The 25510-nt window shown below is 45.1% G+C and carries 28 protein-coding genes; 3 read left to right on the forward strand and 25 right to left on the reverse strand.

The genetic code is table 11. The annotated features are described in order from the left end of the window. Positions 1–11 precede the first annotated feature (11 nt). From trmFO to NSQ55_RS18550, 6 genes are all read right to left on the reverse strand, one after another. Positions 12–1394: an FADH(2)-oxidizing methylenetetrahydrofolate--tRNA-(uracil(54)-C(5))-methyltransferase TrmFO gene (gene trmFO, locus NSQ55_RS18525; protein WP_076100371.1), complete on the reverse strand. Its 1383-nt coding sequence runs from the start codon at positions 1392–1394 to the stop codon at positions 12–14. An 8-nt stretch (positions 1395–1402) separates the two neighbouring features. Next, the gene (gene topA, locus NSQ55_RS18530; RefSeq protein WP_036688567.1) at positions 1403–3502 is read right to left on the reverse strand and encodes a type I DNA topoisomerase; all 2100 of its coding nucleotides are present in this window, start codon (positions 3500–3502) and stop codon (positions 1403–1405) included. A 36-nt stretch (positions 3503–3538) separates the two neighbouring features. Further along, positions 3539–4657 carry a DNA-processing protein DprA gene (dprA, locus tag NSQ55_RS18535; RefSeq protein WP_339168445.1) on the reverse strand — a complete coding sequence of 373 codons (1119 nt, stop codon included), beginning with the start codon at positions 4655–4657 and terminating at the stop codon, positions 3539–3541. A gap of 223 nt (positions 4658–4880) precedes the next feature. After that, positions 4881–5810: a succinate--CoA ligase subunit alpha gene (sucD, locus tag NSQ55_RS18540; RefSeq protein WP_036688571.1), complete on the reverse strand. Its 930-nt coding sequence runs from the start codon at positions 5808–5810 to the stop codon at positions 4881–4883. Positions 5811–5872: 62 nt separating this feature from the next. Then, the gene (gene sucC, locus NSQ55_RS18545; RefSeq protein WP_038571984.1) at positions 5873–7033 is read right to left on the reverse strand and encodes an ADP-forming succinate--CoA ligase subunit beta; all 1161 of its coding nucleotides are present in this window, start codon (positions 7031–7033) and stop codon (positions 5873–5875) included. A gap of 352 nt (positions 7034–7385) precedes the next feature. After that, positions 7386–7874: a MarR family transcriptional regulator gene (locus NSQ55_RS18550; protein WP_235219564.1), complete on the reverse strand. Its 489-nt coding sequence runs from the start codon at positions 7872–7874 to the stop codon at positions 7386–7388. A 142-nt stretch (positions 7875–8016) separates the two neighbouring features. Here NSQ55_RS18550 and NSQ55_RS18555 point away from each other — a divergent pair, with 142 nt between their 5' ends. Then, positions 8017–8445 (forward strand): organic hydroperoxide resistance protein, encoded by a 429-nt coding sequence (locus NSQ55_RS18555; RefSeq protein WP_036688575.1) that lies wholly within the window; start codon positions 8017–8019, stop codon positions 8443–8445. A gap of 369 nt (positions 8446–8814) precedes the next feature. On the opposite strand, the gene NSQ55_RS18560 is transcribed toward NSQ55_RS18555, so the two are convergent. The 11 genes from NSQ55_RS18560 to NSQ55_RS18610 all read right to left on the reverse strand — a co-directional run bounded on the left by NSQ55_RS18560 (position 8815) and on the right by NSQ55_RS18610 (position 18316). Then, entirely contained in the window at positions 8815–10494 is a 1680-nt protein-coding gene (locus NSQ55_RS18560) for a YifB family Mg chelatase-like AAA ATPase (RefSeq protein WP_036688578.1), read from the reverse strand. Positions 10495–10703: 209 nt separating this feature from the next. Continuing rightward, entirely contained in the window at positions 10704–11213 is a 510-nt protein-coding gene (locus NSQ55_RS18565) for a metallophosphoesterase (protein WP_036688580.1), read from the reverse strand. A gap of 174 nt (positions 11214–11387) precedes the next feature. After that, positions 11388–11804, reverse strand: a complete 417-nt coding sequence (locus NSQ55_RS18570; RefSeq protein ID WP_051491578.1) for a hypothetical protein — start codon at positions 11802–11804, stop codon at positions 11388–11390. Positions 11805–11958: 154 nt separating this feature from the next. After that, positions 11959–12345, reverse strand: coding sequence for a YraN family protein (locus NSQ55_RS18575; protein WP_339168448.1), 387 nt, complete (start codon positions 12343–12345; stop codon positions 11959–11961). Continuing rightward, entirely contained in the window at positions 12342–12644 is a 303-nt protein-coding gene (locus NSQ55_RS18580; RefSeq protein ID WP_038571992.1) for an EscU/YscU/HrcU family type III secretion system export apparatus switch protein, read from the reverse strand. The genes NSQ55_RS18575 and NSQ55_RS18580 overlap by 4 nt, the downstream gene beginning before the upstream one ends. After that, positions 12641–14830: a DNA ligase gene (locus tag NSQ55_RS18585; RefSeq protein ID WP_339168450.1), complete on the reverse strand. Its 2190-nt coding sequence runs from the start codon at positions 14828–14830 to the stop codon at positions 12641–12643. The genes NSQ55_RS18580 and NSQ55_RS18585 overlap by 4 nt, the downstream gene beginning before the upstream one ends. Positions 14831–14948: 118 nt before the next feature. Continuing rightward, complete coding sequence (locus NSQ55_RS18590) at positions 14949–15560, reverse strand: ribonuclease HII (RefSeq protein WP_076100429.1); 612 nt, start codon at positions 15558–15560, stop codon at positions 14949–14951. Between the two features lie 175 nt (positions 15561–15735). After that, positions 15736–16596 (reverse strand): ribosome biogenesis GTPase YlqF, encoded by an 861-nt coding sequence (gene ylqF / locus NSQ55_RS18595; protein WP_036688587.1) that lies wholly within the window; start codon positions 16594–16596, stop codon positions 15736–15738. A gap of 29 nt (positions 16597–16625) precedes the next feature. Beyond that, a complete protein-coding gene (lepB, locus tag NSQ55_RS18600; RefSeq protein WP_036688589.1) occupies positions 16626–17234 on the reverse strand; it encodes a signal peptidase I in 609 nt (202 codons plus the stop codon). 299 nt (positions 17235–17533) lie between these two features. Further along, on the reverse strand, positions 17534–17878 hold the full coding sequence (gene rplS / locus NSQ55_RS18605; RefSeq protein ID WP_036688590.1) for a 50S ribosomal protein L19: 345 nt from the start codon (positions 17876–17878) through the stop codon (positions 17534–17536). 147 nt (positions 17879–18025) lie between these two features. Further along, on the reverse strand, positions 18026–18316 hold the full coding sequence (locus NSQ55_RS18610; protein ID WP_051491579.1) for a hypothetical protein: 291 nt from the start codon (positions 18314–18316) through the stop codon (positions 18026–18028). A 412-nt stretch (positions 18317–18728) separates the two neighbouring features. On the opposite strand from NSQ55_RS18610, the gene NSQ55_RS18615 reads away from it, so the two are divergent. Continuing rightward, the gene (locus NSQ55_RS18615; protein ID WP_036688593.1) at positions 18729–19679 is read left to right on the forward strand and encodes a hypothetical protein; all 951 of its coding nucleotides are present in this window, start codon (positions 18729–18731) and stop codon (positions 19677–19679) included. A 58-nt stretch (positions 19680–19737) separates the two neighbouring features. Here the strand turns inward: NSQ55_RS18615 and NSQ55_RS18620 are convergent, their stop codons facing one another. Then, positions 19738–19968 (reverse strand): hypothetical protein, encoded by a 231-nt coding sequence (locus NSQ55_RS18620; RefSeq protein ID WP_036688596.1) that lies wholly within the window; start codon positions 19966–19968, stop codon positions 19738–19740. Between the two features lie 205 nt (positions 19969–20173). On the opposite strand from NSQ55_RS18620, the gene NSQ55_RS18625 reads away from it, so the two are divergent. Next, the gene (locus NSQ55_RS18625) at positions 20174–20350 is read left to right on the forward strand and encodes a hypothetical protein (protein ID WP_155288145.1); all 177 of its coding nucleotides are present in this window, start codon (positions 20174–20176) and stop codon (positions 20348–20350) included. 603 nt (positions 20351–20953) lie between these two features. Here the strand turns inward: NSQ55_RS18625 and trmD are convergent. The 7 genes from trmD to NSQ55_RS18660 form a co-directional block, all read right to left on the reverse strand. Continuing rightward, a complete protein-coding gene (gene trmD / locus NSQ55_RS18630) occupies positions 20954–21745 on the reverse strand; it encodes a tRNA (guanosine(37)-N1)-methyltransferase TrmD (RefSeq protein ID WP_339174549.1) in 792 nt (263 codons plus the stop codon). Next, entirely contained in the window at positions 21745–22269 is a 525-nt protein-coding gene (gene rimM, locus NSQ55_RS18635; RefSeq protein WP_076190860.1) for a ribosome maturation factor RimM, read from the reverse strand. The genes trmD and rimM overlap by 1 nt, the downstream gene beginning before the upstream one ends. Before the next feature lie 89 nt (positions 22270–22358). Continuing rightward, on the reverse strand, positions 22359–22589 hold the full coding sequence (locus NSQ55_RS18640; protein WP_036688600.1) for a KH domain-containing protein: 231 nt from the start codon (positions 22587–22589) through the stop codon (positions 22359–22361). Positions 22590–22611: 22 nt separating this feature from the next. Beyond that, positions 22612–22884, reverse strand: coding sequence for a 30S ribosomal protein S16 (rpsP, locus tag NSQ55_RS18645; RefSeq protein WP_036688604.1), 273 nt, complete (start codon positions 22882–22884; stop codon positions 22612–22614). Positions 22885–22938: 54 nt separating this feature from the next. Next, entirely contained in the window at positions 22939–24327 is a 1389-nt protein-coding gene (gene ffh / locus NSQ55_RS18650) for a signal recognition particle protein (RefSeq protein ID WP_036688607.1), read from the reverse strand. Between the two features lie 21 nt (positions 24328–24348). Then, positions 24349–24705, reverse strand: a complete 357-nt coding sequence (gene ylxM / locus NSQ55_RS18655; protein WP_036688609.1) for a YlxM family DNA-binding protein — start codon at positions 24703–24705, stop codon at positions 24349–24351. A gap of 149 nt (positions 24706–24854) precedes the next feature. Further along, positions 24855–25502, reverse strand: coding sequence for a hemolysin III family protein (locus NSQ55_RS18660; protein WP_036688612.1), 648 nt, complete (start codon positions 25500–25502; stop codon positions 24855–24857). Positions 25503–25510: the final 8 nt, after the last annotated feature.

The raw sequence follows: 25510 nt of genomic DNA on the forward strand, positions 1-25510 counted from the left end.
AAGTTACCTCCTTAAGATGGGCTTTGTTCGCTATCGACAACCTCCGGCTCCGAATAAGCGAGTCCTGTACGGTTGGCATACTCGGCAAGACTGTCCAGAGCGCGATGAGCTAACATTTCATTCTTTTCCTTCTTATTGCGGATCTTCTTCTCTACCTTCGGCAACAAACCGAAATTGGCATTCATAGGCTGAAAATGCTCTGGATCGGCAGAAGTAATATAAGCTGGCATGCTGCCTAGAACAGTATCCTGCGGAAAGATCAGCCCTTCCTGTCCGAGTGCTGCCCGTGCAGCATTAATACCAGCTATGAGCCCGGAAGCAGCTGATTCCACATAACCTTCTACACCTGTCATCTGTCCAGCAAAAAAGAGTCTTTCCTTGCCTTTCATCTGATAGGTTGGGTGCAGAAGCTTAGGAGAATTAATAAATGTATTTCTGTGCATCACACCATAACGAACATATTCAGCATTCTCAAGACCAGGGATCAGCGAGAATACACGCTTCTGCTCGCCCCATTTCAAATGGGTCTGAAAACCAACAAGATTGTAAAGTGTGCCAGCAGCGTTATCCTGACGGAGTTGCACAACCGCGTAAGGAAGTTTACCTGTATGCGGATTGATAAGTCCTACTGGCTTCATTGGGCCAAATAACGCTGTTTGCTTGCCGCGTTTCATCATGATTTCAATAGGCATACAGCCCTCAAAGTATATCTCTTTCTCAAAATCCTTGAGTGCTGCTGTCTCAGCAGAAATCAACGCATCATAAAACACGTCGAACTCCTCTTCTGTCATCGGACAGTTCAGATAAGCCGCTTCACCTTTATCATAACGGGAAGCCAAATACACCTTGTTCATATCAATGGTGTCTTTCTCAACAATCGGTGCTGCTGCATCATAGAAGTAGAAATACTCTTCACCCAGCAGCCCTTTTATTTCAGCAGATAATGCCGGTGAAGTTAGTGGGCCCGTTGCAATAACAACAATCCCTTCCTCCGGTATATGCGTAAGTTCTTCATTTATGACTTCCACGAGCGGATGATTATGCAAAGTATGGGTGATCTCACCTGAGAATCCGTCCCGATCTACGGCAAGTGCTCCTCCTGCGGGTACCGCGTGTCGGTCAGCAGCACCTAAAACAAGAGAGTTCAAACGCCGCATTTCTTCCTTCAATACACCTACAGCATTTCCTAATCCATTCGCACGCAAGGAGTTGCTGCATACCAGTTCAGCAAATTGATTCGTGTGATGGGCTGGTGTCTTTACTACGGGTCTCATCTCATATAATCTTACCGGTACTCCTAGTGATGCTATTTGCCAAGCGGCTTCGCTTCCTGCGAGACCCGCTCCAATTACTGTTACTTTTGCTGTATCTGACACTGTCTTTTTTCCTCCCATAGAGACTATTAATCTGCTAATTCTTCTTCGTTGTCTAGAACCGCCTCTGTATGATCACAAGATGTACATTGTAGCTTGGTTCCTTGCTTATTACGTTTCTCAATCATCCAAGATCCACATGATGGACATGGTTTTATAGAAGGTCTATCCCATGAAACGAAATCACAACCAGGGTACTGATCGCAGCCATAGAAAACTCGCCCTTTTTTGCTGCGTCGCTCCACAACCTTACCTTCATGACATTTAGGGCAAGTTACGCCAATATCCTTGATAATCGGTTTCGTGTTTCGGCAATCCGGAAAGCCAGAGCATGCTAGGAATTTCCCAAAGCGACCCAGCTTATACACGAGAGGTTTGCCGCATTTCTCACAGATCTCATCAGAGACTTCATCTTCAATCTCAATTTCTTTCATCTCTTCTTCCGCGAATACCAAACGCTTCTCAAACGATTCGTAAAACTCTGCAAGAACCTTTACCCAGTCTTCTGAGCCCTCTTCCACATGGTCAAGATCCCCTTCCATGTTCGCGGTGAATTCAACGTTTAGGATTTCCGGAAAAAATTGCTCCATCTGCTCTATAACAAGCTCGCCAAGTTCGGTTGGCATGAATTTTTTCTCTTCAATAGCCACATAACCACGCTTCTGGATGGTTTCCAGCGTTGGGGCATATGTACTTGGACGGCCTATACCCAGCTCCTCAAGCGTCTTTACAAGTCTTGCTTCCGTATATCGTGGAGGCGGTTGTGTAAAGTGCTGTTTAGGCTCGATCTCCTGCTTATTTAAAGCATCTCCCGCTTGAAGCGGCGGCAAATACTTGTCTTCATCTGTAGTTCCGTCATCGTTGCCTTCTACGTAAACCTTCATGAACCCGGGGAATGAAACCTTCGAACCAACAGCTCTGAATGTAGCAGTACCTGCAGCAATATCGACCGAAAGCGTATCCAGCAGGGCAGAAGACATCTGACTTGATACGAATCGCTCCCACACTAGCTTGTAGAGACGGAATTGATCACGGCTCAAGAACTCTTTGACCATTTCTGGTTCGCGTAATGCCGAGGTAGGACGAATCGCTTCATGCGCTTCCTGTGCTCCAGCTGCCTTTTTAGAATACTGCCGTGGGGATTCTGGCAAGAACTTCTCACCATACTTAGCTGTTATAAGCTCTTTAGCTTCATCCTGAGCGGTGACAGAGAGACGCGTGGAGTCAGTACGCATATAAGTGATCAAACCTACGGTACCTTCTTTACCGAGTTCCACACCTTCGTATAGCTGCTGTGCAACAGACATTGTCTTAGCGGCACGGAATCCAAGCTTACGGGCTGCTTCCTGTTGTAGGGAGCTGGTGGTAAAAGGAGCCGAAGGATGACGTTGTCTTTCCTTCTCCTTCACATCACTCACCTTAAAAGATGCGTTCTTAATGGCTTCAAGAACTTCCTGAACATCACTTTCCTGGTTCAGTTCTTTTTTCACACCATTCAGCTTATGAAACTTAGCTTCAAAGACGGAATCCCGGATTCCAAGCTTCGCTGTTATGCTCCAATATTCGGTGGGTACAAAAGCGGAGATTTCATTCTCACGATCCATAATGATCTTCACGGCAACGGATTGTACACGTCCAGCAGATAAACCTTTTTTGACTTTCTTCCATAATAGAGGGCTAATCTTGTACCCTACCAGTCGATCCAAAATACGTCTAGCCTGCTGTGCATTCACGAGATCCATATTAATCTTACGCGGTGTCTTAAAAGCATCTTTTACCGCTTGTTTGGTGATCTCATTAAAAACAACTCTGCATTCTTGTGTATTATCTAAATCCAGCGCATGCGCCAAATGCCAAGCAATTGCTTCCCCTTCGCGGTCGGGGTCAGCTGCGAGATAAACTTTTTTAACTTTTTTACTAGCGTCTTTCAATTCCTTCAATATAGATCCCTTACCGCGGATAGTAATATATTTGGGACTGAAATCATTCTCCACCTCAACACCAATTTGACTCTTCGGTAGATCTCTAATATGTCCCATTGATGCCTTTACAATATATTTACTACCTAGATATTTGCCAATTGTCTTCGCTTTTGCAGGCGACTCGACAATAACTAATGCATCTGCCATAGACTCTTCCTCCTCGTTAACACTCGCACCTCTATATTAAATTACCTTATAAATAGCTCCTGGTAATTGTGTTACCGCTTTTTTTATGATTAAAGATAACAGAACTGAATGCAAATGTCCAAAATCCCATCCTGTTCTTACAAGCAGATCGTCCAATATAAAAGGGCCTTGATGCAGTATATGGTATAGGTGAGACTCCTCATTTGTCAATTTCTTTTCAATCATAAAGTCGTCTGCTGTCTGTTCGGTAGTGCTATTATTCCCTGTTTTTATTACGTTTGTCGGCAAATAAGAAGTATATTCTTCTATAATATCTAATCCACTGGTTACCAGCTTTGCCCCCTGCTTGATAAGCTCTAACGCCCCTCTGCTCTTAGGTGATGTAATAGGTCCGGGAACTGCGAAGACATCCCTCCCAGCTTCCAAGGCAGCATCGGCTGTAATAAGTGATCCACTGCGACTGTCAGCCTCCACGACCACTGTCCCCCGTGATAAACCTGCTATGATCCGATTACGCTGTGGAAATAATCCAGGATGACTTTTAGTTCCAAGAGGATACTCTGTAATGACAAGCCCTTCCTGAGAAATACGCCGCTCCAGTTCAATATTCTCAGTTGGATAGACTTTGTCCAACCCTGTTGCCACTACCGCTATGGTCCCTCCACCGCTTCTTAGCGCCGCTTCATGACAAATGCTATCGATCCCCCTCGCAAGTCCGCTAACCACCGTTAGACCTGCTGCACTAAGCTCCTCCGCGAGAATCTCCCCTACCTTTCGTCCATATGCTGTTGGCACACGAGTGCCAACCATCGCCACACTAGGAGTTGATAACATTTCCAAACGACCTCGATAATAAAGGATCCACGGTGGCTGTGCCGTCTCTTTCAACAAAACAGGATAAGCCGCATCAAACACAGTGACCATCTTCACTGCACATTCTTCCATTAATAAGCGCCTTTTGGCGATCCATTCTAATGTATATATGGAAGCAAGATAATTCGACAGCTTTCCGTTCAATCCGATCGTTTTCCAATCTTTTGCACTACAGGAAAATGCTCGTTCTGACATTAAGCCGGCTCTGCGAATCTTGTCGATACTCTTCCAGCCAATCCCCTCCACTTCATTAAAACCAAACAGCAGATCTTTTTCTTCCATATAAGCTTACTCTCCTTTAATGGAAGGGTTAGCCTTCCCTATTTTGTAACATGAATTAGAGGAATGCAATATTTTCTTTTAATTCAATATTTTTCTATGTTAAAAAACAAAAAAGCAACCTTTTATCCCTTGGATAGGAACAAAAGGTTGCTTACCTCTGAAATAATTATACACGAAAGAAGCCCACTCGCGTAGAGTGAATTCCTTCAATTAAATAAAATAATTAATGCGTTGTAAAAGCGCTAAGAATACCGCGTTCTTCGAGCACACTTACTAGCGTTGAGCCCATTTCGGCAGGTGTAGGAGCAACCTTGATTCCGCACGATTCAAGTACGGCAATTTTCTCACTCGCTGTGCCTTTGCCTCCGGAAATAATAGCACCCGCATGCCCCATACGTTTGCCAGGAGGTGCAGTAGCGCCGCCAATAAACCCTACTACCGGCTTAGTCATATGCTCACGAATCCACTCTGCTGCTTCTTCCTCTGCGGTTCCGCCAATTTCACCAATCATGATGACTGCCTTTGTACCCGGATCCTCATTAAAAAGCTTCAGAATATCAATAAACTCTGAGCCTTTAACAGGGTCTCCGCCAATACCTACAGCTGAAGATTGCCCGATTCCACGCGTGGTCAGCTGATGAACAGCCTCATAGGTTAGAGTTCCGCTGCGCGAGACAACACCTACGTACCCTGGCATATGAATATAACCCGGCATAATTCCTATTTTGCACTCACCAGGAGTGATAACTCCCGGACAGTTAGGTCCGATCAATACAGTAGAGCGCCCCTCCATATAACGGGACACTTTTACCATATCAAGTACTGGAATCCCTTCGGTAATACAAATCACCAGGTCGAGTTCTGCGTCCACGGCTTCCATTATGGAGTCTGCTGCAAATGCTGGCGGTACATAGATTACACTAGCGGTTGCGCCTGTAGCCGCCTTAGCAGCTACAACAGTATCGAATACCGGAAGGCTAACCTCACTGCCATTTTCAAGCGTGATGTTGACAGATGTTCCACCTTTACCCGGTGTTACCCCTCCAACCATCTGTGTTCCATAATCCAGCGCACCTTTAGTATGGAACAAACCCGTTGATCCTGTAATTCCCTGCGTGATAACTTTCGTATTTTTATCTACAAGAATGCTCATGCCTTAAGTCACATCCCTACTTATATTGTCAAATACGATAACTGGCTTCCTAAATCAGGCCATTATTGCACAAGAGACACAATCTTACGGGCACCGTCCGCCATAGAATCAGCAGCAACAATATTCAGTCCCGATCCGGCCAAAATCTGCTTGCCCAATCCAACATTTGTTCCCTCAAGACGCACAACCAGCGGTTTGGTCAAACCCAGTTGACTAGCCGCTTCTACAACACCGTTAGCGATAACATCACAGCGCATAATACCACCGAAAATGTTAACAAAAATTCCGTTCACTTTTTCATCGGATAAAATGATTTTAAAGGCTTCTGTTACCTTCTCGGTCGTTGCACCGCCCCCTACATCCAGGAAGTTGGCGGGTTCGCCCCCATAATACTTAATAATATCCATAGTCGCCATCGCGAGACCTGCACCGTTTACCATGCACCCAATATTGCCATCAAGTGCAATGTAACTAAGGTCATACTTCGAGGCTTCGATTTCCTTTAAATCCTCTTCATCCAAATCCCGCAGCTCTAGAATATCCTTATGACGGAACAAGGCGTTGGAATCAAAATTCAGTTTGGCATCCAGTGCCATCACATTCCCATCCGCAGTCACTACCAATGGGTTAATTTCGGCAATAGAGCAATCTTTATCCACGAAAGCTAAATATAGCGCTTGCATGAATTTCACAGTTTTGCCTACCAGCTCATTAGGAATAGAGATACTGTAAGCCAGCTTACGCGCCTGAAAAGTCTGCAAACCCACTGCCGGATCAATGATCTCTTTAAAAATTTTCTCCGGATGTGTTGCAGCTACTTCTTCAATCTCAGTACCGCCTTCTTCAGAAGCCATCATGACCACTCGGCCAGTACCTCTGTCAACTACGATACCAATGTAATACTCCTTAACAATTTGACAACCCTCTTCAATGAGCAGTCTTTTTACTACCTTACCCTCCGGTCCAGTCTGGTGAGTTACTAGAGTCTTGCCCAGAATCTCAGTTGCGTAACTACGCACCTCATCGATATTCTTAGCAACCTTTACTCCTCCAGCTTTACCGCGTCCACCTGCGTGAATCTGAGCTTTAACTACAACAACCGGTGTGCTCAGTGACTCTGCGGCTTCTACCGCTTCCTCCACTGTATAAGCTACTTTTCCATTCGGTACGGCTACACCGTACTTCTTAAGCACTTCTTTTCCCTGATACTCGTGGATATTCATAGCGGTAGCCTCCTAAAGTAGCGTGGTGACTAAACAGGCAGCCTGTTGTCATCTCGCTTTCCGTTTTGATTGCCGCGGGGTTAGGGATAGGCTGATGTTATACATGCAGCACTATTCCGGAACCAGCAGAAACTGATCTACCACTCGTAAAAAGAATGGCATTATTTCTGCAAGAGACATTGTGTAAATCTATAAGACTAAGCTTATATTTACCTATACGCCATACAAAGGAACCCAGAATAGTGTAACATGTTTTTAAAACGCTTACCTTAAATATATTCATGATTTGTACACATTTTTTCGCTTGATTTCATGCCGGAATGCGAACGATCGCATTGACTCCTTACTACGCTTACTTTTTACTATCTTGGATATTAGCTTCGTGAACACGATTCAGTAAGTCTTTAAACTGATCAAGTAGCTCTATGGATTCATTATTTGTCAGTGTCGTTTCTTCCATCATTTTGCCGGGAATACACACGGCATCACTTTGAAGTGCCCAGCCTTGTTTCGTTAGTGAGATTAATACCTTTCGCTCATCCTGCATCGAGCGTTCACGTATAATTAGGCCTGCAGCTTGCAAGCGTTTCAATAGCGGAGTCAGCGTGCCTGAATCCAAAAATAACGCCTCACCAATCTCTTTCACTGTACATTGCTGCCGTTCCCATAACACAAGCATTACTAAGTATTGGGAGTAAGTTAAACCAATCTTATCCAAATACGGTTGGTACAGCTTTGTAATCTCACGCGAGCAAGCATAAATGGTAAAACAGAGCTGATTCTCGATCAGCAGCTCTGGGGTTGTAGTCATTTTCTGCATATCTTCTTCACTCATTTTCATATTTATTCACCCGCCTTATCTCTTTATTTTATCATAATTCCCTCATATATCATAATAATAGCAAAAAATTAATTTGACTTTTATATTAATTGTGATAAATTAGATTGTACACAAACTAATTAATGAATAGGAGAGATTTATTATGATGACAATTCAACAAAAGATGTATGAAACCACAGTTAAAGCCGTTGGGGGAAGAAACGGTTATATAGAATCAGAAAGCCCTAAACTCAACCTTACGATCAGTACACCACGTGAAATGGGGGGTGCCGGAGGTGAAGGCACTAATCCTGAACAATTATTCGCAGCTGGTTACTCCGCTTGTTTTGACAGTGCTCTGAACATGGTTGCTCGTCTTGGAAAAGTGAAGATTGAAGGCAGTGAAGTTACGGCTACTGTAAGCTTTGGTAAAGTTGAAGATGGCGGATTCGGCATTGCGGTTAAGCTTGACGTGCTGGTTAAAGGCGTTGACAGAGAAACCGCAGCATCTTTGGTAGAAGCTGCCCATGGCGCATGTCCTTACTCCCGTGCCACTCGTGGCAATATCGAAGTAGAACTGAATGTACTGTAAGAAATTATAGAGAAAAATGTATGTGAAATTTGCTAAACGATCTAACCTTCGTTTGAATACGTGGCATTTCACATTCGAAGTCGCTAACGGACACAGTTGATCTTAAACGCAACTTAATCCCATATTTGGGATGTTATCGGACCTCATAGCAGCTATTGGAAGGAAAACCACCCAATATAACCTTCTTCCGAAGGAATAGCGTCTCCAGCGTCCGAATCTACGCTCCAAGGGCTAAAAACTTGCAAACAACGTCCTCTAGGTCCGTTCCATAAGCATCAGAGCATAATAATGGTTCGGCGGTGCTCGTCACTACCGGTCCATAGTATAGAGCAGCGATTCTCATTAACGGGAATCGCTGCTCTTTTATCTTTATTCCTCCGCTAATACCTGTCGATCCAGATTACGGTATTGCACAGCTTCCGCGAGATGTGCAGAAGAAATATCCTGTGCACCCTCCAGATCAGCTATGGTACGGGATAGCTTAATAATCCGATCATGCGCTCGCATGCTTAGACCTAAATTCTCCAAAATATCATACAGCATTTGAGCACTCTCTCGGTTTAGGCTTGCATATTTCCGAAGGGAAGCACCGGAAAGTTCACTGTTCCATGAAATCGCCAGTCGTTTGTAACGTTTAGCTTGGATGGCCTGAGCAGCCAACACCTCCGCACGCATATCTGCTGACGATAAAACATGCCCCTGCCGATTCCATTCCTTCGGGCGGGGAACATCAACCTGTAAGTCGATCCGATCCAATAATGGACCGGATATTTTGGCTCGATATTGGGCAATCCTTGATGGACTACAGGTACAATTTTGCTGGGAGATACCGCTTCCAAAAAAGCCGCAGCTGCACGGATTCATCGATGCAGCGAGCATGAATTTGGCAGGAAAAGTAAAGGAAGCCCGGGCACGACTTATAGTAACCACCCCATCTTCGAGTGGCTGTCGCAGCACTTCAAGCACATTCCGGGAGAATTCAGGCAATTCATCCAGAAACAGAATACCTCGATGCGCAAGACTTACCTCACCTGGCTTGGGAATACCGCCCCCTCCAATTAATCCGGCAGAAGATATCGTGTGGTGTGGAGAACGAAATGGACGACTTCGCAGCAAACCGTTGTGTGCATCCTTCAAATTTCCAGCCGCACTAAAAATTTTGGTTACCTCAAGTGCCTCACTGTCCGACAATTGTGGAAGGATACTGGGAAGGCGTTTGATCAGCATCGTTTTGCCTGTGCCAGGTGGGCCGATGAGCATAATATTATGCATCCCTGCAGCCGCGATAGTTAGTGCTCTTTTCACATGTTGCTGTCCAAGCACATCACTGTAATCATCCATTATTTCATTCGCTTCGGAAGAAGCAGCCTCAGAATCAGAATATTTAGGGTTATATTTGAGATGCTCTACAGAAAGAACAAGCACCGGAGGTTGTTCTTTTGCCCCCGTCCCCATACTCACGGATACAGGAAAAGGAAGTGGTGATCCTTCAGATTCTACTAGAGGAACTAGCTTATCTATAATCGGACCAAAGCTAGCCACAGATTCAGCAGCATTCGCTAACGCTTGCAAATGGTCGATGGTATAAACATTCATGCCACTGATTAAAGCGGCTTCTGCCGCATTGCCTTGCGGGAGCAGAACGGCTTTAAACCCGCTTTTACGCGCTGCTTCAACCATCGGCAGCACACCCGAAACCGGACGCAGACTGCCGTCGAGCGCAAGCTCTCCAATCAAAAGCATCTCTTGAGCTGAAGGCATAATCAACTGGCCACTAGTTATCAGTATCCCTAAAGCAATCGCTAGATCAAAAGCGGAACCTTCTTTACGCAGGTCAGCTGGAGCAAGATTGATCGTAATACGCTGCTGTGGATAGCGGTAACCGCAATTTTTAACGGCAGCCCTAACTCGTTCAACAGCCTCGCGAATCGCTGAATCTGGTAAGCCAATGATATTCGTCTGCGGCAGTCCATTTGCAAGATCGATTTCCACACCGATCATTACCCCTTCAATCCCATACAGACACGCGCTAAACATTTTCCCATACATAATAAAAACACCTCATCTCCTGAATTACACCCTAATTTGGGGTGTCATAGCTTCAAGAAAAAAGGTGCTTCCTTATTTTCCAAATATATATATTAGCTGTTAAGTACATTATAGAAGTTGTGTCCTAACGCAATCTGTGAGCAATTTATCTTTAGAATAAGAAATTCAAGTTTTACATAAAAGCGAAAGCACATCTCTAAAGACCTACATCAATCCCCTTCTTTAACTACGACCGAGTCCCTAATCTGCTCAAAAGTCAACGGTTTATAGTTCCAATGCTCTACACAAATGTTAAAATGATTGTTTCCCTCATATTTTTGCCCATGAATATGGCCGTGCACATTTACGTAAGGCATATGTTTATTCATGTACATAGGCTCATGTGAGAGGAAAAAGAAATCCTTATAAATCAAAGGATATTCACTAACCTCATCAAAACCTGCCTCAAGCCACCAACTTCGGCTGCGGCCGCGATCATGATTGCCAAGGATCAGGATTTTGTATCCATGCAGTCTGGCCACAATCGCACGAGTTGCCTCCTTATTCAGAAAAGAAAAGTCTCCCAAATGAAATACTTTGTCGTCCGGATTCACTACCGAATTCCAACTTTCAATCATAACTTCATTCATTTGCTCTACATCGTTGAAGGGTCTGGATTCAAAATCAATGATCAACTTATGCCCAAAATGATGATCTGATGTGAAAAAAACCTTAGCCATGTGCACCCTCCTTTTGTTCCTATTCTAATGACAGTATGTATGAAAAAAGCTCCGACTACCCATAAACCCTAGGAAATTCGGAGCCCCGAGGACTTTTCCGCCTAATTTCTCACGAAATTATACGTATCATTCTATGTCATGAGGCGATGACGGAATACCTCTTTATTGTTAATGTTACTTTTCCCAGTCGCGCCGCTTACTCGAACGTTTATTAACATCACTCTGAATCAGTTCAGCTAAAGGAGGCGCCTCCTCATTGTCAATGAGCCAGCCACGCATCTCCTTGATCGCTTCCACCTGTCCATTGCCTTTGTCACGCCATGTAAGCAGTTCAATAACTCTAATTACAAGCGCTAAGAGACTGCTATTGCTGTTTTGCGACTTTTCAGCCCGGATTTTTTGAAATAACGCTTCATTTTCCCAATCTATTAATATTTCCTCCGCTATAGTGGGCCGCATTACCGTGAAGGTCTTATTGCAATTATCGCAACAGACGACAGATATTGGCTCTGCTTTAAATTTCACTTCAATCTTCTGCTGGCAATATTGGCATGTAAAACTAACCTGCATTTCAGAAGGTTTATTCTTCACTAGACAGCCCTCCTCATGATGACATTAAAAAGTTACTCCTAATGTTTACCCATTTCTTTTGAGAAATGACCCACAGTGCGGAAGGTATGTAAAGACTTTTTTATCAGAACAGCAGCAAATTCATAAAGAATCGCATGAGGAAATAGAGTTACTCTTAAAACGCCTCGCGAATATGACTAAGTGAAGCTAGGCTAAGATCGTCATTTAACAAGACGCTAATTACATCAAAAGAAACCCGCCGTTCCTCATAACCCTTCATATGCAAATAAACCTGTGTTGTACTCCGAACCTGGTTTATTTTGCGAGCATTCACCGATTCTTCTGGAGTTCCCTGAAGCAGCTCTCCACTGCGGCTACGAACTTCGACAACAACAATACAGTCTTCACGCTCCGCAATGATATCAAGCTCTCCAGTACGACAACGCCAATTCCGTTCCAATATCATATACCCGCTAGAAGATAGGTACTGCACAGCTCCGTTCTCTGCAGCAGCTCCTTTCTCTTTGCGGTTATAGTGTTTTCTTGCATATGGCTCTTTCATTCTTGTCCCCGTTCACCAGCGGAACGATCGCTCTGATACACAAAGCTGAGGATTTCCGCCACCAGCTGATAGAGCTCAGACGGAATCTGTTGGTCCAGATCAAGCTTTGAAAGCACCTCCACGAGGGCTGCATCTTCCTGAACAGCAACCCCGCTCTCCTTAGCCTTTTGCAGAATAAGGTCTGCTATCGCGCCTTGTCCCTTGGCTACTACGACAGGAGCCTCGTTTTGTCCGGGACTATATTTGAGAGCGACCGCTTTTTTGAGCCCTTGTGAAATTGGCTGTACAGGCTCATTCATATACGGTAATCCACTCCTTTGTAAGCCTCAGGAACATAATCAACAAACTTATTAGTATTGGAGCCAGCAAGCTCTTTAGGCAAATTCAATTCTGGCAAGGGTTCGGTTCTTAAACCTGATAATTGATAACCGATGGATTCTACCGCAGTTTTTATATCTTCACGCCGCGTCTCCAGCAGCTCAAGCACCCACGGATGATCATTATGAAGCTTAAGACTAACGATTCGATCTACAACCTGCACATCTACCAATGTCTGCCCTAGCTGCTTCATGTCCAAATCGAACCACAATCGACAGTTAGCTGCATCCAACTCCCCTTTGCGGCCCCGCCTGGACTGGATATGAACCGATGCAGTTTCCTGCCCATCTGGACCTTGCAGCGGCAAGAACAATGTAACCTGCGCGAAGGGAGCAGTCCGATCTGTATTCAGCAGCAGCTGTTGGCCTGTCAGCTGCTGCACTAGCCCGCTCGCGGCATCTTTTACCGCGGGCGGCACCTCGCTGCTGCTCATAAGCTGCAGCAGCACGCCCTTCAACGTGTCCGCAGCTTGCTCCCCGCCGACACTGCCTAGCGCGGCTGCAGCTGTCCCCGCTGCCGCTCGCGCCGTCTCCGCGGCCGGCAAAGCGCCGCCGCGCACGGCCTGCTGCTCGTGCTCCGCACCGAGCAGCTTCAACACCCGCCCCACCCACGACTCCGCATCCGCGGGTGGGGCGGTGTCTGGCTGCACCGGCGAAGCCGCAGCAGCCGTGGTCTCCCCGCGCGGCGCTGCCGGCGCGGGGGCAGGTTCTTGTCCCGCCGCCTCAGCGGGCGGGACGTTCGCGAGCTGCGGCATGCTGCCGCGCAACTCGGTGAGCACGCCCTGCAGCTTCGCGAGCAGGGCAGCCCCGCTAGGCGCAGCAGCTTGGCTTGCTGCACCAGCTTGGCTTCCCGCAGCAGCTTGGCTATCTGCACCTGCTGATCCAGTGGCGCTTGTAATCGCGCCACTGACACTACCCTGCGCTCTATCTTTATTTAGACTCATTTCATTGCCATGAGTTTCGCTCTGATTAGAACTATTTTGATTGCTTACAATTCCGTCCCCTTGCGTGTTAGCAGCACTACTCTGAGTTCCTGAAGCAAGCGTAGAAGTTATTTTCCCAGTCAAAGGTTCACCAGTATTTCCACTCTTCGAGAGCTGAGCTACCTCACCAGCCTCTTCGGGGACCACTGGCTTGGCAGTTACAATACCGGTTTCATTCTCAGGAGTTTCAGCTGTACTTGCAGCTGCACTTCCTGATATTTCTGATTTCACTGAATTCAAAGGAATTATTGGTTCATCAGAAATAACTCCGGCTCCCGTTGCCCCTCCTGTTGCAGCAGTACTTCCGCTTGTAGTAGTAGCACCACCACTACCCTCAGCAGGTTTACTTACAGGTTGTCCAGTTCCTTTAACCGCCACCTGGTCCATTTCCGCATCAGCATCACCTGCTGATACCGCTTCCGCGTTAATCACAGCGCCCGTACCTGTCGTTACAGGAGCATTCAGGTTTCCGGTTGGGGTACCCATTCCAGTTTTAGCTTCGGCTGTTGTTGTTTCTTCACCGGCGACTTGACCTGCCCAAATCGTAATCTGTTCTTCGAGCGCTGACAAAAGCTGATGAAGCTGCGGACCAAAAACCGCCTGCTGCAATCCTTTCACACTTTCAGGGGTAACCGGCAAGCCCCGCTTTACAGAAATGACAGCTGCATCAAGCCACTCTGAGGTCGGCACGCCCGCAGGTTTCGCACTCATTACAGCATCCAGAATCGCCGCTGTCTCTTTGGTAAGCGGAATACCACCCGACTGCATCGCCAACACAATTTCCCTACCCGCTTTGGAGTCAGTAAGCCCAAGCGATTCCAATGCCTCGCCCATGTTTTGCGGGGTGGCTAACACCGTTTCGCCGAGGGAGACCGGCTTCAATACGGGCAATCCGCCTTCTCCGGGTGCTCCAACCTGTAAGTTCAGGGTCTCTCCTGGCAGTAGTGGTGTTTCCAACTCCGCACGAACAGGTGTACCTTGAATCTGCACAACGGCTTCTTTTCCCGAATCCGAGACAGACAATACAACACCACGTACAACCTGCCCTTCCTTCAATTCCAAAGACTTGGCTGCTCCCGGTTTATTATCCCCGAGCAATCCACGGATCAATGTTCCGATATTCATACCGTTTCTCCTCCCTCCATTTTCTCTCTTCTTACTATATCGGTATTAATCCGACTTTTTTGAGCGGTGAATTCATCCAAGCTTAAACGCCTTTGGCGTCTTTTATATTCTGATATTTCTAAAAAAGGGTTTGCTGTTCAGCAAGAATCTTCCCAATAAAGCTGCGCCGATGCATAGGTGTCGGACCTAACGCCGTAATTTGTTCCCTGTGAAGCTTGGTCGCATAACCTTTATGTATCGCAATCCCATAATCAGGGTATAATTCCTCCCACACCCCTTCACACAGTCTATCTCTTGTTACTTTAGCTATAATCGAAGCTGCCGCAATAGACTGGCTGTTAGCATCCCCTTTTATGATCGCCTGCTGCGGCAACGGAAGATCAACTTTTTCAGCATCGATTAACATATAGTCCGGGGTATGACTAAGACCTTCTACCGCTTTTTTCATCGCCAGACGAGAAGCCTGTTTAATATTAATTTCATCAATCATGCGGGAATCCACATAACCTACACCAATAGCTATCGCCTGCTCCATAATAATCTCGAATAAGGCATCTCTTTTTTTCGCTGTAAGCTTCTTAGAGTCGTTGACGCCATCAATAATAAGCCCTTCCGGCAAAATCACCGCTGCTGCAACAACATCCCCAAACAAACAACCTCTGCCTACTTCATCTACGCCGGCTATACGGCGATAAGACTGTTCCCAGCCCTCTTTTTCATAACTCAACATATCTATCGTACTCACGATCTGTCACCGCCAATTATAAATTATTCTATAAACTACATAAGTCAGCTTACCATAGTAAAGCTCACATGGTCATGTACAAATAACCATCCAAATCAGCAAAAAAAGAGCCCCCGAAAATTTCCGGATGGCTCTTCCATACCCATTCATTTAAACGCCTTTAAGGTGTTTCCAGCGTAAAACGACCAAGCTTACCTGCCCGCAGCTCATGCAGCAAAGCACGTGAAGCTTTTTCCAGATCAACACGTCCACCGCTAATCAGACAACCGCGTTTGCGGCCCACGGCTTCCATAACTGCAACGATCTCATCAGGGTTCTCAAGATCCTCAGGAAGCTTCTCAATACCAAAGCGTTCTTGAAATCTGGAACCATAATCCTTGACCAAATACTTCACTGCATAAAAAGCAATGTCCTCAATGTTCAGGATTTCTTCTTTGATCGCACCCGTCACTGCCAAGCGGTAACCCACGTCTTGATCCTCAAACTTCGGCCATAAGATACCAGGAGTATCCAGAAGCTCCAGATTACCTCCTGTTTTAATCCACTGCTGGCCCTTAGTAACCCCCGGGCGATCACCCGTAGCAGCGATACTCTTACCAGCCATTCGATTAATCAGCGTTGATTTACCGACGTTAGGAATACCGACGATCAATGCGCGCATAGCCCGTGGGTTCATTCCCCTTGCGATCTGCCGATCAATTTTTTCCTTCAACAGCAGCTTGACCTGCTCCGGAATCTCCTTAACGCCTGTTCCAGTAGATGCGTCCACAGGATGGGCAACATGCCCTTGTTCCTTAAAGTACGCCAGCCACTTCCGAGTAATTTCCGGATCCGCCAGATCCGCTTTGTTCAAAATAATTAATCTCGGCTTGTCCCGCAAAATATCGTCAATCATCGGATTGCGGCTGGAAAGCGGCAGACGGGAATCGAGCAACTCTATAACAACATCAATCAGCTTCAGCTTATCCTCGATTTGCCGCCTAGCCTTCGTCATATGACCAGGAAACCAATGAATGGCCATTGCCGTCACCTCCTTTGACTTCTGTCAACTTAATGGTTAATCAGTGTAATATCTTTTATCGGCCAGAAGATTAAATCTGCACGACCCACAATATCACCCAGCGGCACATAGCCAATCATCCGGCTGTCTGTACTATCCGAGCGATTATCCCCCATAACGAAAATATGTCCTTCTGGTACAGTACCATCCGTGAATTTTTCATTTGGAAAATCTTTATTATTATACAGAGCGTTGTTACTATGCGCAGCATCAATAGCGCCTTGGATGTAAGTCTCGTTAACAACCTCACCGTTAACTGTAACTACATCTCCTTCTACTTTCACAGTATCTCCAGCCACACCAATTACACGTTTAATAAAATCTCTGCCTTCAGATGGCACGTGGAATACAATAACCTCACCCCGCTGCGGAGATCTTATATCGTATAAAATTTCATTAACGATAACACGTTCTCCCGTATGGAAATTAGGCTGCATGGAAGGTCCATCTACAATAAAAGGCTTGAATAAAAGCCAGCGAATCAGTATAACCAGAACTAAAGCAATCGCAATGGCCTTGACCCATTCCAGCACTTCATTTTTCTGTTTACGTGGGTTCTGCTCGCTCGATTCCAAAGTTTCGCTTTGTTCCTGCTGCATAGTTCACCGTCCTCTCTTAATACTACTCTTACTATACAACACAAAAAAACTCCTGCCAAAAACCCCTCCACAGATACTCCTTCAGGAGGCCTTTTCGGAGAAGCTTATCCCCAAGCGTATATGTCACACGCATTGTATACCAAGCTAAAACGCCCTCAGCGTCCTTTTAAGGACGGTATGCGTTTATGCGAGAAATATAAGAATACTGTATAACGTAAAACTTATGCTTTTCTTATATTTTCAAAAAAAAATAAAAGCGAAAGGGGCTTGAACTCAAGCCCCTCTCCTCTGTCACTATTCTAGCGACGAATTTCTTTAATTCTCGCTGCTTTACCACGTAGTTCACGAAGGTAATAAAGCTTAGCACGACGCACTTTACCACGACGAGCCACTTCGATTTTTTCGAGTTTAGGCGAGTTGATTGGGAATGTTCTTTCCACACCAACACCGTAAGAAATTTTACGAACCGTAAAAGTCTCACTGATTCCACCGCCACGACGTTTGATTACAACGCCTTCGAACAACTGGATACGCTCACGAGTTCCCTCGATAACTTTTACATGCACCTTCAAAGTGTCACCCGGACGAAAACTAGGGATATCTTTACGAAGTTGCTCTTGCGTAATAGCTTGTAGGATATTCATTAAGGACTTCCTCCTTCCGTACAGGTGTTCTTGCCTCTTCCGGAGAGATCTGAGCTCTCCCTCATTATCCGCAGCGGACCACCGTATTCCACACAACAGAGTTAATAATATCATAAAGGACGGGCTAATACAACTTATTTTTCTATTTTATAACGGTAACATATCTCTTTTTTTTGCCTTAGACTGGCAGTCTTTACACAAGCCGACCACGGTTCCATTGTCTTGAGCATAGAAGATCAACTTCCCATTCTTCTTCTTGCAAGAAGAGCAAGGTTGCTCCCCTGGACTCTGTTTGGCTTTGCGATGACTATCCATTGAGATCACATTACTGCTAGTCGTGCGCAAAGGATCGCTTGAGCTGCTTGTTTTCTTTTTCTGAACGATATAATACCCAACACCCAGCGCTAGCAAGACAAGCAAAATAACTACATATTTCATCTGGCTCCCTCCGCTCTTCATGATTTACTTGAGGTAAGAAAATAAAAAGACCGCCCTGTGATGCAAGTAAGGCAACGGTCTATATCGTATTCGCAAACTAGCCTTAGCACATCTCACTATAAAAAGCGCTTTTCAGTAGCTGCTGAAGATTATATATGAGAGCATCTTCGCTCTTTTTATATGTACTCTTACCCATTTTAATGTGAGCGTAAGATCTATATTTCATTTTAGCACAATTGAAATTTGAAGTGTAGTGAACACTTTTTAAATACCTAGTCTTTGGTCCAGTATATTAACCCGCCTACAGCCGTTTTTACAATAAATCCCCATAGGCTATACTTACAGAAGTACGTACATAACGTAGCGCTTAGGGAAGAACACATATACCCAAAAATAAGGAGGATTTTATTCAATGAAAAAGAGTAATACAACTAGCGTAATGGCAGCTGTAGCCGTCTTGTCCGTCGTACTTCTGGCAGGATGCACAGAGTTACCGGGTAGGCAATCCGCTAATAATGAACTAGGAAAGAATATTACTGAAGATGTGCAGCAGAATATTGGTGAGGCTGTGAAGCAAGAGCTAGGTAAAGCCGCTGCAAGCGTGGAACAGGCCGTTCAGGATACAGCTACCAAGGTGGTCGACGAAGTTAAAGCAAACAGCATTAGCAAAGAACTATCCTTATCTAAAGAGATCGGCTCTGCTTCAGTGCTTAGCATGAACAATGCAGTGGGAGAAATAGAAGTTACATCAACTACGGGTGATCAAATTAATGTGAGTGCGACAATCTTAGCCCATAACGGCTCCGCTCATAAAGCTGACCGCCAGAAAATCTTGGATGACGCTGAGATTTCAATAGACGTTAGTGGCGATACTCTGAAGGTATCTACAAATTCCAAATCAAATCCGAAGAAGGATTTATGGACTTGGGCTCAAGACAAATACGGTTATTCAGATTTTAGCATTAACTATACCATTGAGATCCCCACCCGTATGGATGAATATCAAATCACCAATAATGTCGGGCAAATTCGTCTCCGCAATCTGGACGGAAATTACCGCGTCGTCAGCAACGTTGGAGCTATTGATATCGAAGGAGCTAACATCACCGGTAAGTCCACTCTAGAGTCTAATACAGGAAGCATACGCATGGATATAGCCGGAATGAAGAGTGATAGCCGTCTTAAAGCGACAACAAATGTAGGTAGCCTCAATGCTGTTCTAGCCGATGGCGTGAAATGTAGCTTGGTGGCTAAAAGTGATCTAGGCCAGATCACCGGGGTTGAGGGTGGCAAACGTGATGTTAACGGAGGAGGTCCTTTGTTGTCCTTAAGCTCTGATATAGGTGCAATTACAGTAGAGTAACCAACCACTAAAAACAGACCGTCCGGATTAGCGGACGGTCTGTTTTTGCATCATCATATCAGATTAATGCAATAGCCAACAGTGTGAACAAGCTGAGAGTTAAAATATTGTCAGCAGCATAAGGGTAACCAAAAAATGCAGAAGTCTGCACAGGTCCATTGGATCCTGTTCTTAAGTAAACATTATATCTGTCCACATCTGTAATCACACCTTCATGCTGTCTGCCATCAGTAGTCAGGATACGTACCCTTCTATTCTTACAACGTAAGCAATTATAATAAGCCTCCACTAGTGTACTCCTCCTCATTCGTAATGATATACTCTATGGTGAGGAGTACAGGTCGGTAACGGCTAAGTTACATAGGTCATTTGTTTGGATCGATATTTACTTTCCGTTCTCTGCATTTTTTGTATTCCCAAAGGTTATATATAAGGAAAGACATATTCTCGGCTTGTTATCCGTACCATCCTATCCATTCAAGGAGGCCAATCGAATGAATGTAGCACGTAAACAGTTTATTAAGGAAGGCGTACTGCGTATTACCATCTTTATTATTTTATCATCGCTTACCTATACCGTTCGCAACTATGCATGGGCAGTTACTGTTCTCGTATGTTTTGCGCTTTACGCTCTACTTACAGGAGTATATCGCCTCTTTCGCAAAGAGTAGAATGCGCCTCCACGAATTTTTATAGTTAACCAAACGCCCCCTTTCCAAAGAGTTTTTAATTCTCCTTGAAGAGTGGGCGTTTACATTCTGATCAGAATCACAGGGTTTGACCTCTTAGTAGAGCACAATAAAACCATTAGATGTAGTGAACTTTCGTTCGCTATACTCTAATGGTTTTATTGGACTTGCTTATTCATACTTAATTATTAATCTTATATGTTCAAGCTTTAAAGGGCGAATGGGAATTACGATTTGCGATTTGTATAATAATCGATAATATCATTCACGGTGCGGAGCGGCTCCGCATCTTTGTGGATCGTGTCCACGCTAGGCTTGAATTCTTCACGCGTCTTCGTAGTCACTTCAGTTCATTCCTTTCAATAGTTAAGCTTGCTGCATCGTAAGCTGCATATAGTATTACGCCACCTCTATCTATTACCCCAAATAGAAGAGTTCAACGCACCTATGCTAATTTGTTTTGGAAATTACGCAAAAAAAACACGAGATTATAGCCCTTCTTATACTTAAGTAAACATAACAAAAACGCCTCCTTAACGTAAGATACGTTAAAAAGACGTAAAATATGCCTGTTTTATTAAAATTTTACTCCGGCTTGATTTCATTTTTCAGACGTTCCAGTGTTTTCTTGTCTTTCAATGTTAGTTCTGCACTTTCGAGCAAATCAGGTCTACGTTCAAGTGTACGCTGTAACGCTTGCTCTCTCCGCCATACTTCGATGTTGGCGTGATGGCCACTCAGCAACATATCTGGTACCTTCCAACCGCGAAATTCAGCGGGTCGAGTGTAGTGAGGATATTCCAACAGCCCTGTACTGAACGAATCGGTGATCGCAGAGGTTTCGTTTCCAAGCGCCCCTGGCTGTAGCCGAACTACTGAATCAATAACCGTCAGTGCTGGTAGTTCTCCACCCGTTAACACGTAATCGCCAATCGACAGTTCATCTGTAACCAGATGCTCCCGTATCCGCTCATCGTAGCCCTCATAATGACCACATATAAAGATTAGATGCTGCTCTTGTGCCAGTTCCTCAGCAATCTTCTGATTATAGGTCTTTCCTTGTGGGCACATAAGAATGATGCGCGGCTTCACAGAGGAAGGCGACGGGACTGCAGATTCAGATCCATTCTCCAAAGGAATAGCCTCGATCCCCAATACATGTTCTACCGCTGCAAAGATCGGGTCAGGCTTTAGTACCATACCCCCGCCCCCGCCATACGGTGTATCATCCACACTGTTGTGCTTATTTCCTGAGAAATCACGAAAGTTCACAGCATTCAAAGATACAATCCCTTTTTCGCGTGCCTTACCAAGAATACTTGTGCTAAATACGCCTTCGCACATCTCCGGAAAGAGCGTTAGCACATCAATTCTGATCATGGCAATAGTCCTTCCATTAAGTGAACCGTAATTCGTTTGGCCTCAATGTCCACGTTCAGCACTACATCGTTAATTACAGGGATAAGGATGTCTTGACCTTTAGCAGGCTTAACAACCCACACGTCATTTGCACCTGGCTGTAAAATTTCCGTAATTGTGCCAAGCGGTTCACTTCCAGCATCATCCGTATAAACTTCACAGCCAACGATTTGGTGGAAGTAATATTCGTTCTCTGGCAGTTCAACCAGATCATTACTTGGCACCTTAAGCAAACTTCCCTTATACTTTTCCACTTCGTTAATATTGGTATATCCCTTAAGCTTAACGATAAACATACCCTTATGCTCTCGAGCGGATTCTACAGTCACTTCGAATTTTGCACTGCCATCCGCAGGAATGACGAACAGCTTCTTGTCTTTAGCGAAACGAACCTCAGGAAAATCGGTATGGGATAATACTTTAATCTCCCCGCGAATTCCATGTGTATTCACAAGCCGGCCTACGGTTAATTCTTCCGTCATATAACCCTCTCCTCTACAAGCTTCATCTATATATTTGAACAAAAAGGAGCCGGGATATACTATCCCTAGCCCCTCATTGTACGCATTATTTAAGATAAAATATCTACAGTTACGCGTTTATCGCTCTTGACTGCTGCAGATGTGACTACTGTACGGAGCGCCTTGGCGATCCTGCCTTGCTTGCCGATGACCTTTCCTACATCATCTGGATGTACGGACAGCTCATAGACAATCAAATGCTCTTTCTCCACAGCCCGTACCGTCACATCTTCTGGATGATCCACTAAAGCCTTAGCAATTACTCCAACTAATTCTTCCATAGAGGACCCTCGCAATCAGTCATTATTTCTGTTGCTTAAGCTCATGAAACTTCTTCATCACGCCTGCTTTGGAAAGCAAGTTGCGGACGGTATCAGATGCTTGCGCACCTGTTTGAAGCCATTTAAGAGCTTTTTCCTCATCGATCTTAACTACTGCCGGTTGTTCAATCGGATTATAATAACCGATTTCCTCGATAAAACGACCGTCACGAGGGGACCGGGAATCGGAAACCACTACACGATAGAAAGGCGCTTTATGCGCTCCCATTCTTTTTAGACGAATACGTACTGCCACGAAAAATCACCTCCTTATAATAGTTTCCAACATTAGTTGGTCAGACATTCAAGATCATTTAAAAGGGAATTTCAGCCCTTTTCCACCACCAAGACCTTTAAGCTGCTTCATGGCATTTTTCTTGGAGGCTTTGCCGCCTCCGCCCATCATGCCGGAGAATTGCTTCATCATCTTACGCATCTCATCAAATTGTTTGATGAGGCGGTTGACCTCAGCGACTGAGGTTCCGCTGCCGGTTGCAATACGCTTGCGGCGGTTATGGTTAATGATCTCAGGCTGTTGCTTCTCCGCCTTAGTCATAGAATGAACTATGGCTTCAACGCGTCCCATTTGCTTATCGTCGACCTTTAAATCTTTAATGCCCTTGGCTTTGTTCATACCCGGGAGCATATCAAGAATTTGATCGATAGGGCCTAGCTTCTTCACCTGATCCATTTGCTCTAGGAAATCGTCGAACGTAAACTCTGCATTACGCATCTTACGTTCCATTTCTTTAGCCTTGTCAGTATCAATGTTCGCTTGGGCTTTCTCAATCAGCGACAGCATGTCGCCCATACCCAGAATCCGCGAAGCCATACGTTCCGGATGGAACGGCTCCAGCGCGTCGATCTTCTCCCCTAAAGCAGCGAATTTAATCGGGCAACCGGTAACAGCTTTTACTGACAGTGCAGCACCACCACGGCTATCGCCGTCGAGTTTCGTCAATACGACCCCTGTAAGCTCAAGCTGTTTATTAAAGCTCTCGGCTACATTCACGGCGTCTTGACCCGTCATAGCATCTACTACAAGAAGTACTTCATCAGGATTTACAACATTGTGAATCTGCTTGAGTTCTTCCATTAGTTCTTCATCAATATGCAGGCGGCCAGCAGTATCGATAATAACATAATCAAGTCCGTTATCCTTCGCATGTTGTACAGCTTGTCTGGCAATTTCTACCGGACTAGTCTGATCACCAAGTGAGAATACAGGAACCTTAATCTGTTCTCCCAGCACTTGCAGCTGCTTGATAGCAGCAGGCCGGTAAATATCTCCCGCAACCAGGAGCGGACGATGATTGCCCTTCTGTAACAGCTTAGCTAGCTTACCCGAAGTGGTTGTCTTACCAGCCCCTTGTAGACCCGCCATCATAATGACGGTCGGCGGCTTGTTCGACTTGGCCAGCTTCGCTTGGCTTCCGCCCATCAGCTCGGTTAGTTCCTTGTTGACGATGTCGATAATTACCATGCCAGGCGTAAAGCTGTCCATGACTTCCTTGCCGATGGACTTTTCTTTCACCTTAGCCACGAATTCTTTAACTACCTTGAAGTTAACATCGGCTTCCAGAAGGGCTAACCGCACTTCACGCATAGCTTCGTTTACGTCTTCTTCGGATACTTTACCTTTACCGCGTAGCTTGCTGAACACATTCTGCAATCTTCCGGTTAAACCTTCAAACGCCATATGCAGATTTCTCCCTTCATGCTACTCTAACCTCTGCAAGCGATCCACGATCTCCGCGAACCGAAGTTTATATTGCTCAGGCAGCATCCCATTCTCCGGCAGTCTGCGCAGCTCTTCTAAATATTTAGTACGACTCTCATGTTTCACTAATAGTCCAAGTTTTTCTTCATAATTCTCAAGGACTTGCTCAGCGCGCTTAATATGCTCATAAACAGCTTGGCGGCTGATTTCAAATTCAGCGGCAATCTCTCCCAAGGAAAAATCATCGTGAAAATAATATTTAAGAAACGTTTGCTGCTTATCTGTAAGCAGTCGTTCATAGAAGGCAAAAAGCAAATTGATACGATTCGTTTTCTCGAGCCTATTCTCCTGACTCATTAAGGACAACCCCTTCGTCAAGGAAAAACACTTTACACCTTCACAACGTCCCTTATGATACCTAAAAGAAAGAGAGATGTCAAGCACTTTTGCTTGTCATCTCTTTCTTTATTAAAAATCCATATTTTCCGCGATAAATCCGCTTGAAATTATTGGATTGGCAGTACATAAATCAATATGGCGAAGAAATGTGTGACACTGCCCGCAAGAACAAAAACATGCCAGATCGCGTGATGGAACGGAAACCCTCTCCATACATAAAAAACTGTACCTAGAGTATAAAGCACTCCTCCAGCCATCAACAGAATCATGCCACCATCCGCTACCACTGCTGAAAGAGGATTCCAGGCGATAACAATCAGCCAACCCATAGCAATGTAGAACACCGTAGACATGAACAAGAACTTTTTAACAAAAAACGCTTTGAAGAAAACGCCAAATACTGCGATTCCCCATATAACACCAAATAAACTCCAGCCAAGTGTTCCCCGAATAGCTACTAGCAAAAAGGGTGTATACGTGCCTGCGATAAACAGATAAATAGAGGAGTGATCGAAAAATTCGAACAAATCCTTTGCCTTACCCTCTTTGAGACTATGCACAAGTGTTGAATTGAGATACAGAAGCAGCATTGTCGTTCCATAAATGGAGAAGCTGACTACATGCCATGCCGTTCCTTTCAGACTTGCAAAAACAACAAGCAGGACAAGTGCAGCGACGCTTAATACAGCTCCGATCCCGTGCGTAATCGCATTCGCGACTTCTTCTCTCCGGGTGTAGGTGTGAGTATTTGCCATATCCATAT

Source organism: Paenibacillus sp. FSL H7-0943 (assembly GCF_037963265.1).
GTDB lineage: Bacteria > Bacillota > Bacilli > Paenibacillales > Paenibacillaceae > Paenibacillus_AQ > Paenibacillus_AQ odorifer.

Bases quoted from the DNA above. Each gene is read 5' to 3' on its own strand.
- lepB (WP_036688589.1), bottom strand. From the start codon at position 17,234: ATGCAGCAGGAACAAAGCGAAACTTTGGAATCGAGCGAGCAGAACCCA.
- sucC (WP_038571984.1), bottom strand. From the start codon at position 7,033: ATGAATATCCACGAGTATCAGGGAAAAGAAGTGCTTAAGAAGTACGGT.
- NSQ55_RS18585 (WP_339168450.1), bottom strand. From the start codon at position 14,830: ATGAATATCGGAACATTGATCCGTGGATTGCTCGGGGATAATAAACCG.
- NSQ55_RS18555 (WP_036688575.1), top strand. From the start codon at position 8,017: ATGATGACAATTCAACAAAAGATGTATGAAACCACAGTTAAAGCCGTT.
- dprA (WP_339168445.1), bottom strand. From the start codon at position 4,657: ATGGAAGAAAAAGATCTGCTGTTTGGTTTTAATGAAGTGGAGGGGATT.
- ylxM (WP_036688609.1), bottom strand. From the start codon at position 24,705: ATGAGTCAGGAGAATAGGCTCGAGAAAACGAATCGTATCAATTTGCTT.
- NSQ55_RS18560 (WP_036688578.1), bottom strand. From the start codon at position 10,494: ATGTATGGGAAAATGTTTAGCGCGTGTCTGTATGGGATTGAAGGGGTA.
- rimM (WP_076190860.1), bottom strand. From the start codon at position 22,269: ATGACGGAAGAATTAACCGTAGGCCGGCTTGTGAATACACATGGAATT.
- NSQ55_RS18615 (WP_036688593.1), top strand. From the start codon at position 18,729: ATGAAAAAGAGTAATACAACTAGCGTAATGGCAGCTGTAGCCGTCTTG.
- NSQ55_RS18565 (WP_036688580.1), bottom strand. From the start codon at position 11,213: ATGGCTAAGGTTTTTTTCACATCAGATCATCATTTTGGGCATAAGTTG.
- sucD (WP_036688571.1), bottom strand. From the start codon at position 5,810: ATGAGCATTCTTGTAGATAAAAATACGAAAGTTATCACGCAGGGAATT.
- NSQ55_RS18580 (WP_038571992.1), bottom strand. From the start codon at position 12,644: ATGAATGAGCCTGTACAGCCAATTTCACAAGGGCTCAAAAAAGCGGTC.
- topA (WP_036688567.1), bottom strand. From the start codon at position 3,502: ATGGCAGATGCATTAGTTATTGTCGAGTCGCCTGCAAAAGCGAAGACA.
- NSQ55_RS18590 (WP_076100429.1), bottom strand. From the start codon at position 15,560: ATGTTGAGTTATGAAAAAGAGGGCTGGGAACAGTCTTATCGCCGTATA.
- NSQ55_RS18575 (WP_339168448.1), bottom strand. From the start codon at position 12,345: ATGAAAGAGCCATATGCAAGAAAACACTATAACCGCAAAGAGAAAGGA.
- ffh (WP_036688607.1), bottom strand. From the start codon at position 24,327: ATGGCGTTTGAAGGTTTAACCGGAAGATTGCAGAATGTGTTCAGCAAG.
- trmFO (WP_076100371.1), bottom strand. From the start codon at position 1,394: ATGGGAGGAAAAAAGACAGTGTCAGATACAGCAAAAGTAACAGTAATT.
- NSQ55_RS18625 (WP_155288145.1), top strand. From the start codon at position 20,174: ATGAATGTAGCACGTAAACAGTTTATTAAGGAAGGCGTACTGCGTATT.
- NSQ55_RS18640 (WP_036688600.1), bottom strand. From the start codon at position 22,589: ATGGAAGAATTAGTTGGAGTAATTGCTAAGGCTTTAGTGGATCATCCA.
- NSQ55_RS18610 (WP_051491579.1), bottom strand. From the start codon at position 18,316: ATGAAATATGTAGTTATTTTGCTTGTCTTGCTAGCGCTGGGTGTTGGG.
- NSQ55_RS18660 (WP_036688612.1), bottom strand. From the start codon at position 25,502: ATGGCAAATACTCACACCTACACCCGGAGAGAAGAAGTCGCGAATGCG.
- rplS (WP_036688590.1), bottom strand. From the start codon at position 17,878: ATGAATATCCTACAAGCTATTACGCAAGAGCAACTTCGTAAAGATATC.
- ylqF (WP_036688587.1), bottom strand. From the start codon at position 16,596: ATGGCCATTCATTGGTTTCCTGGTCATATGACGAAGGCTAGGCGGCAA.
- NSQ55_RS18550 (WP_235219564.1), bottom strand. From the start codon at position 7,874: ATGAAAATGAGTGAAGAAGATATGCAGAAAATGACTACAACCCCAGAG.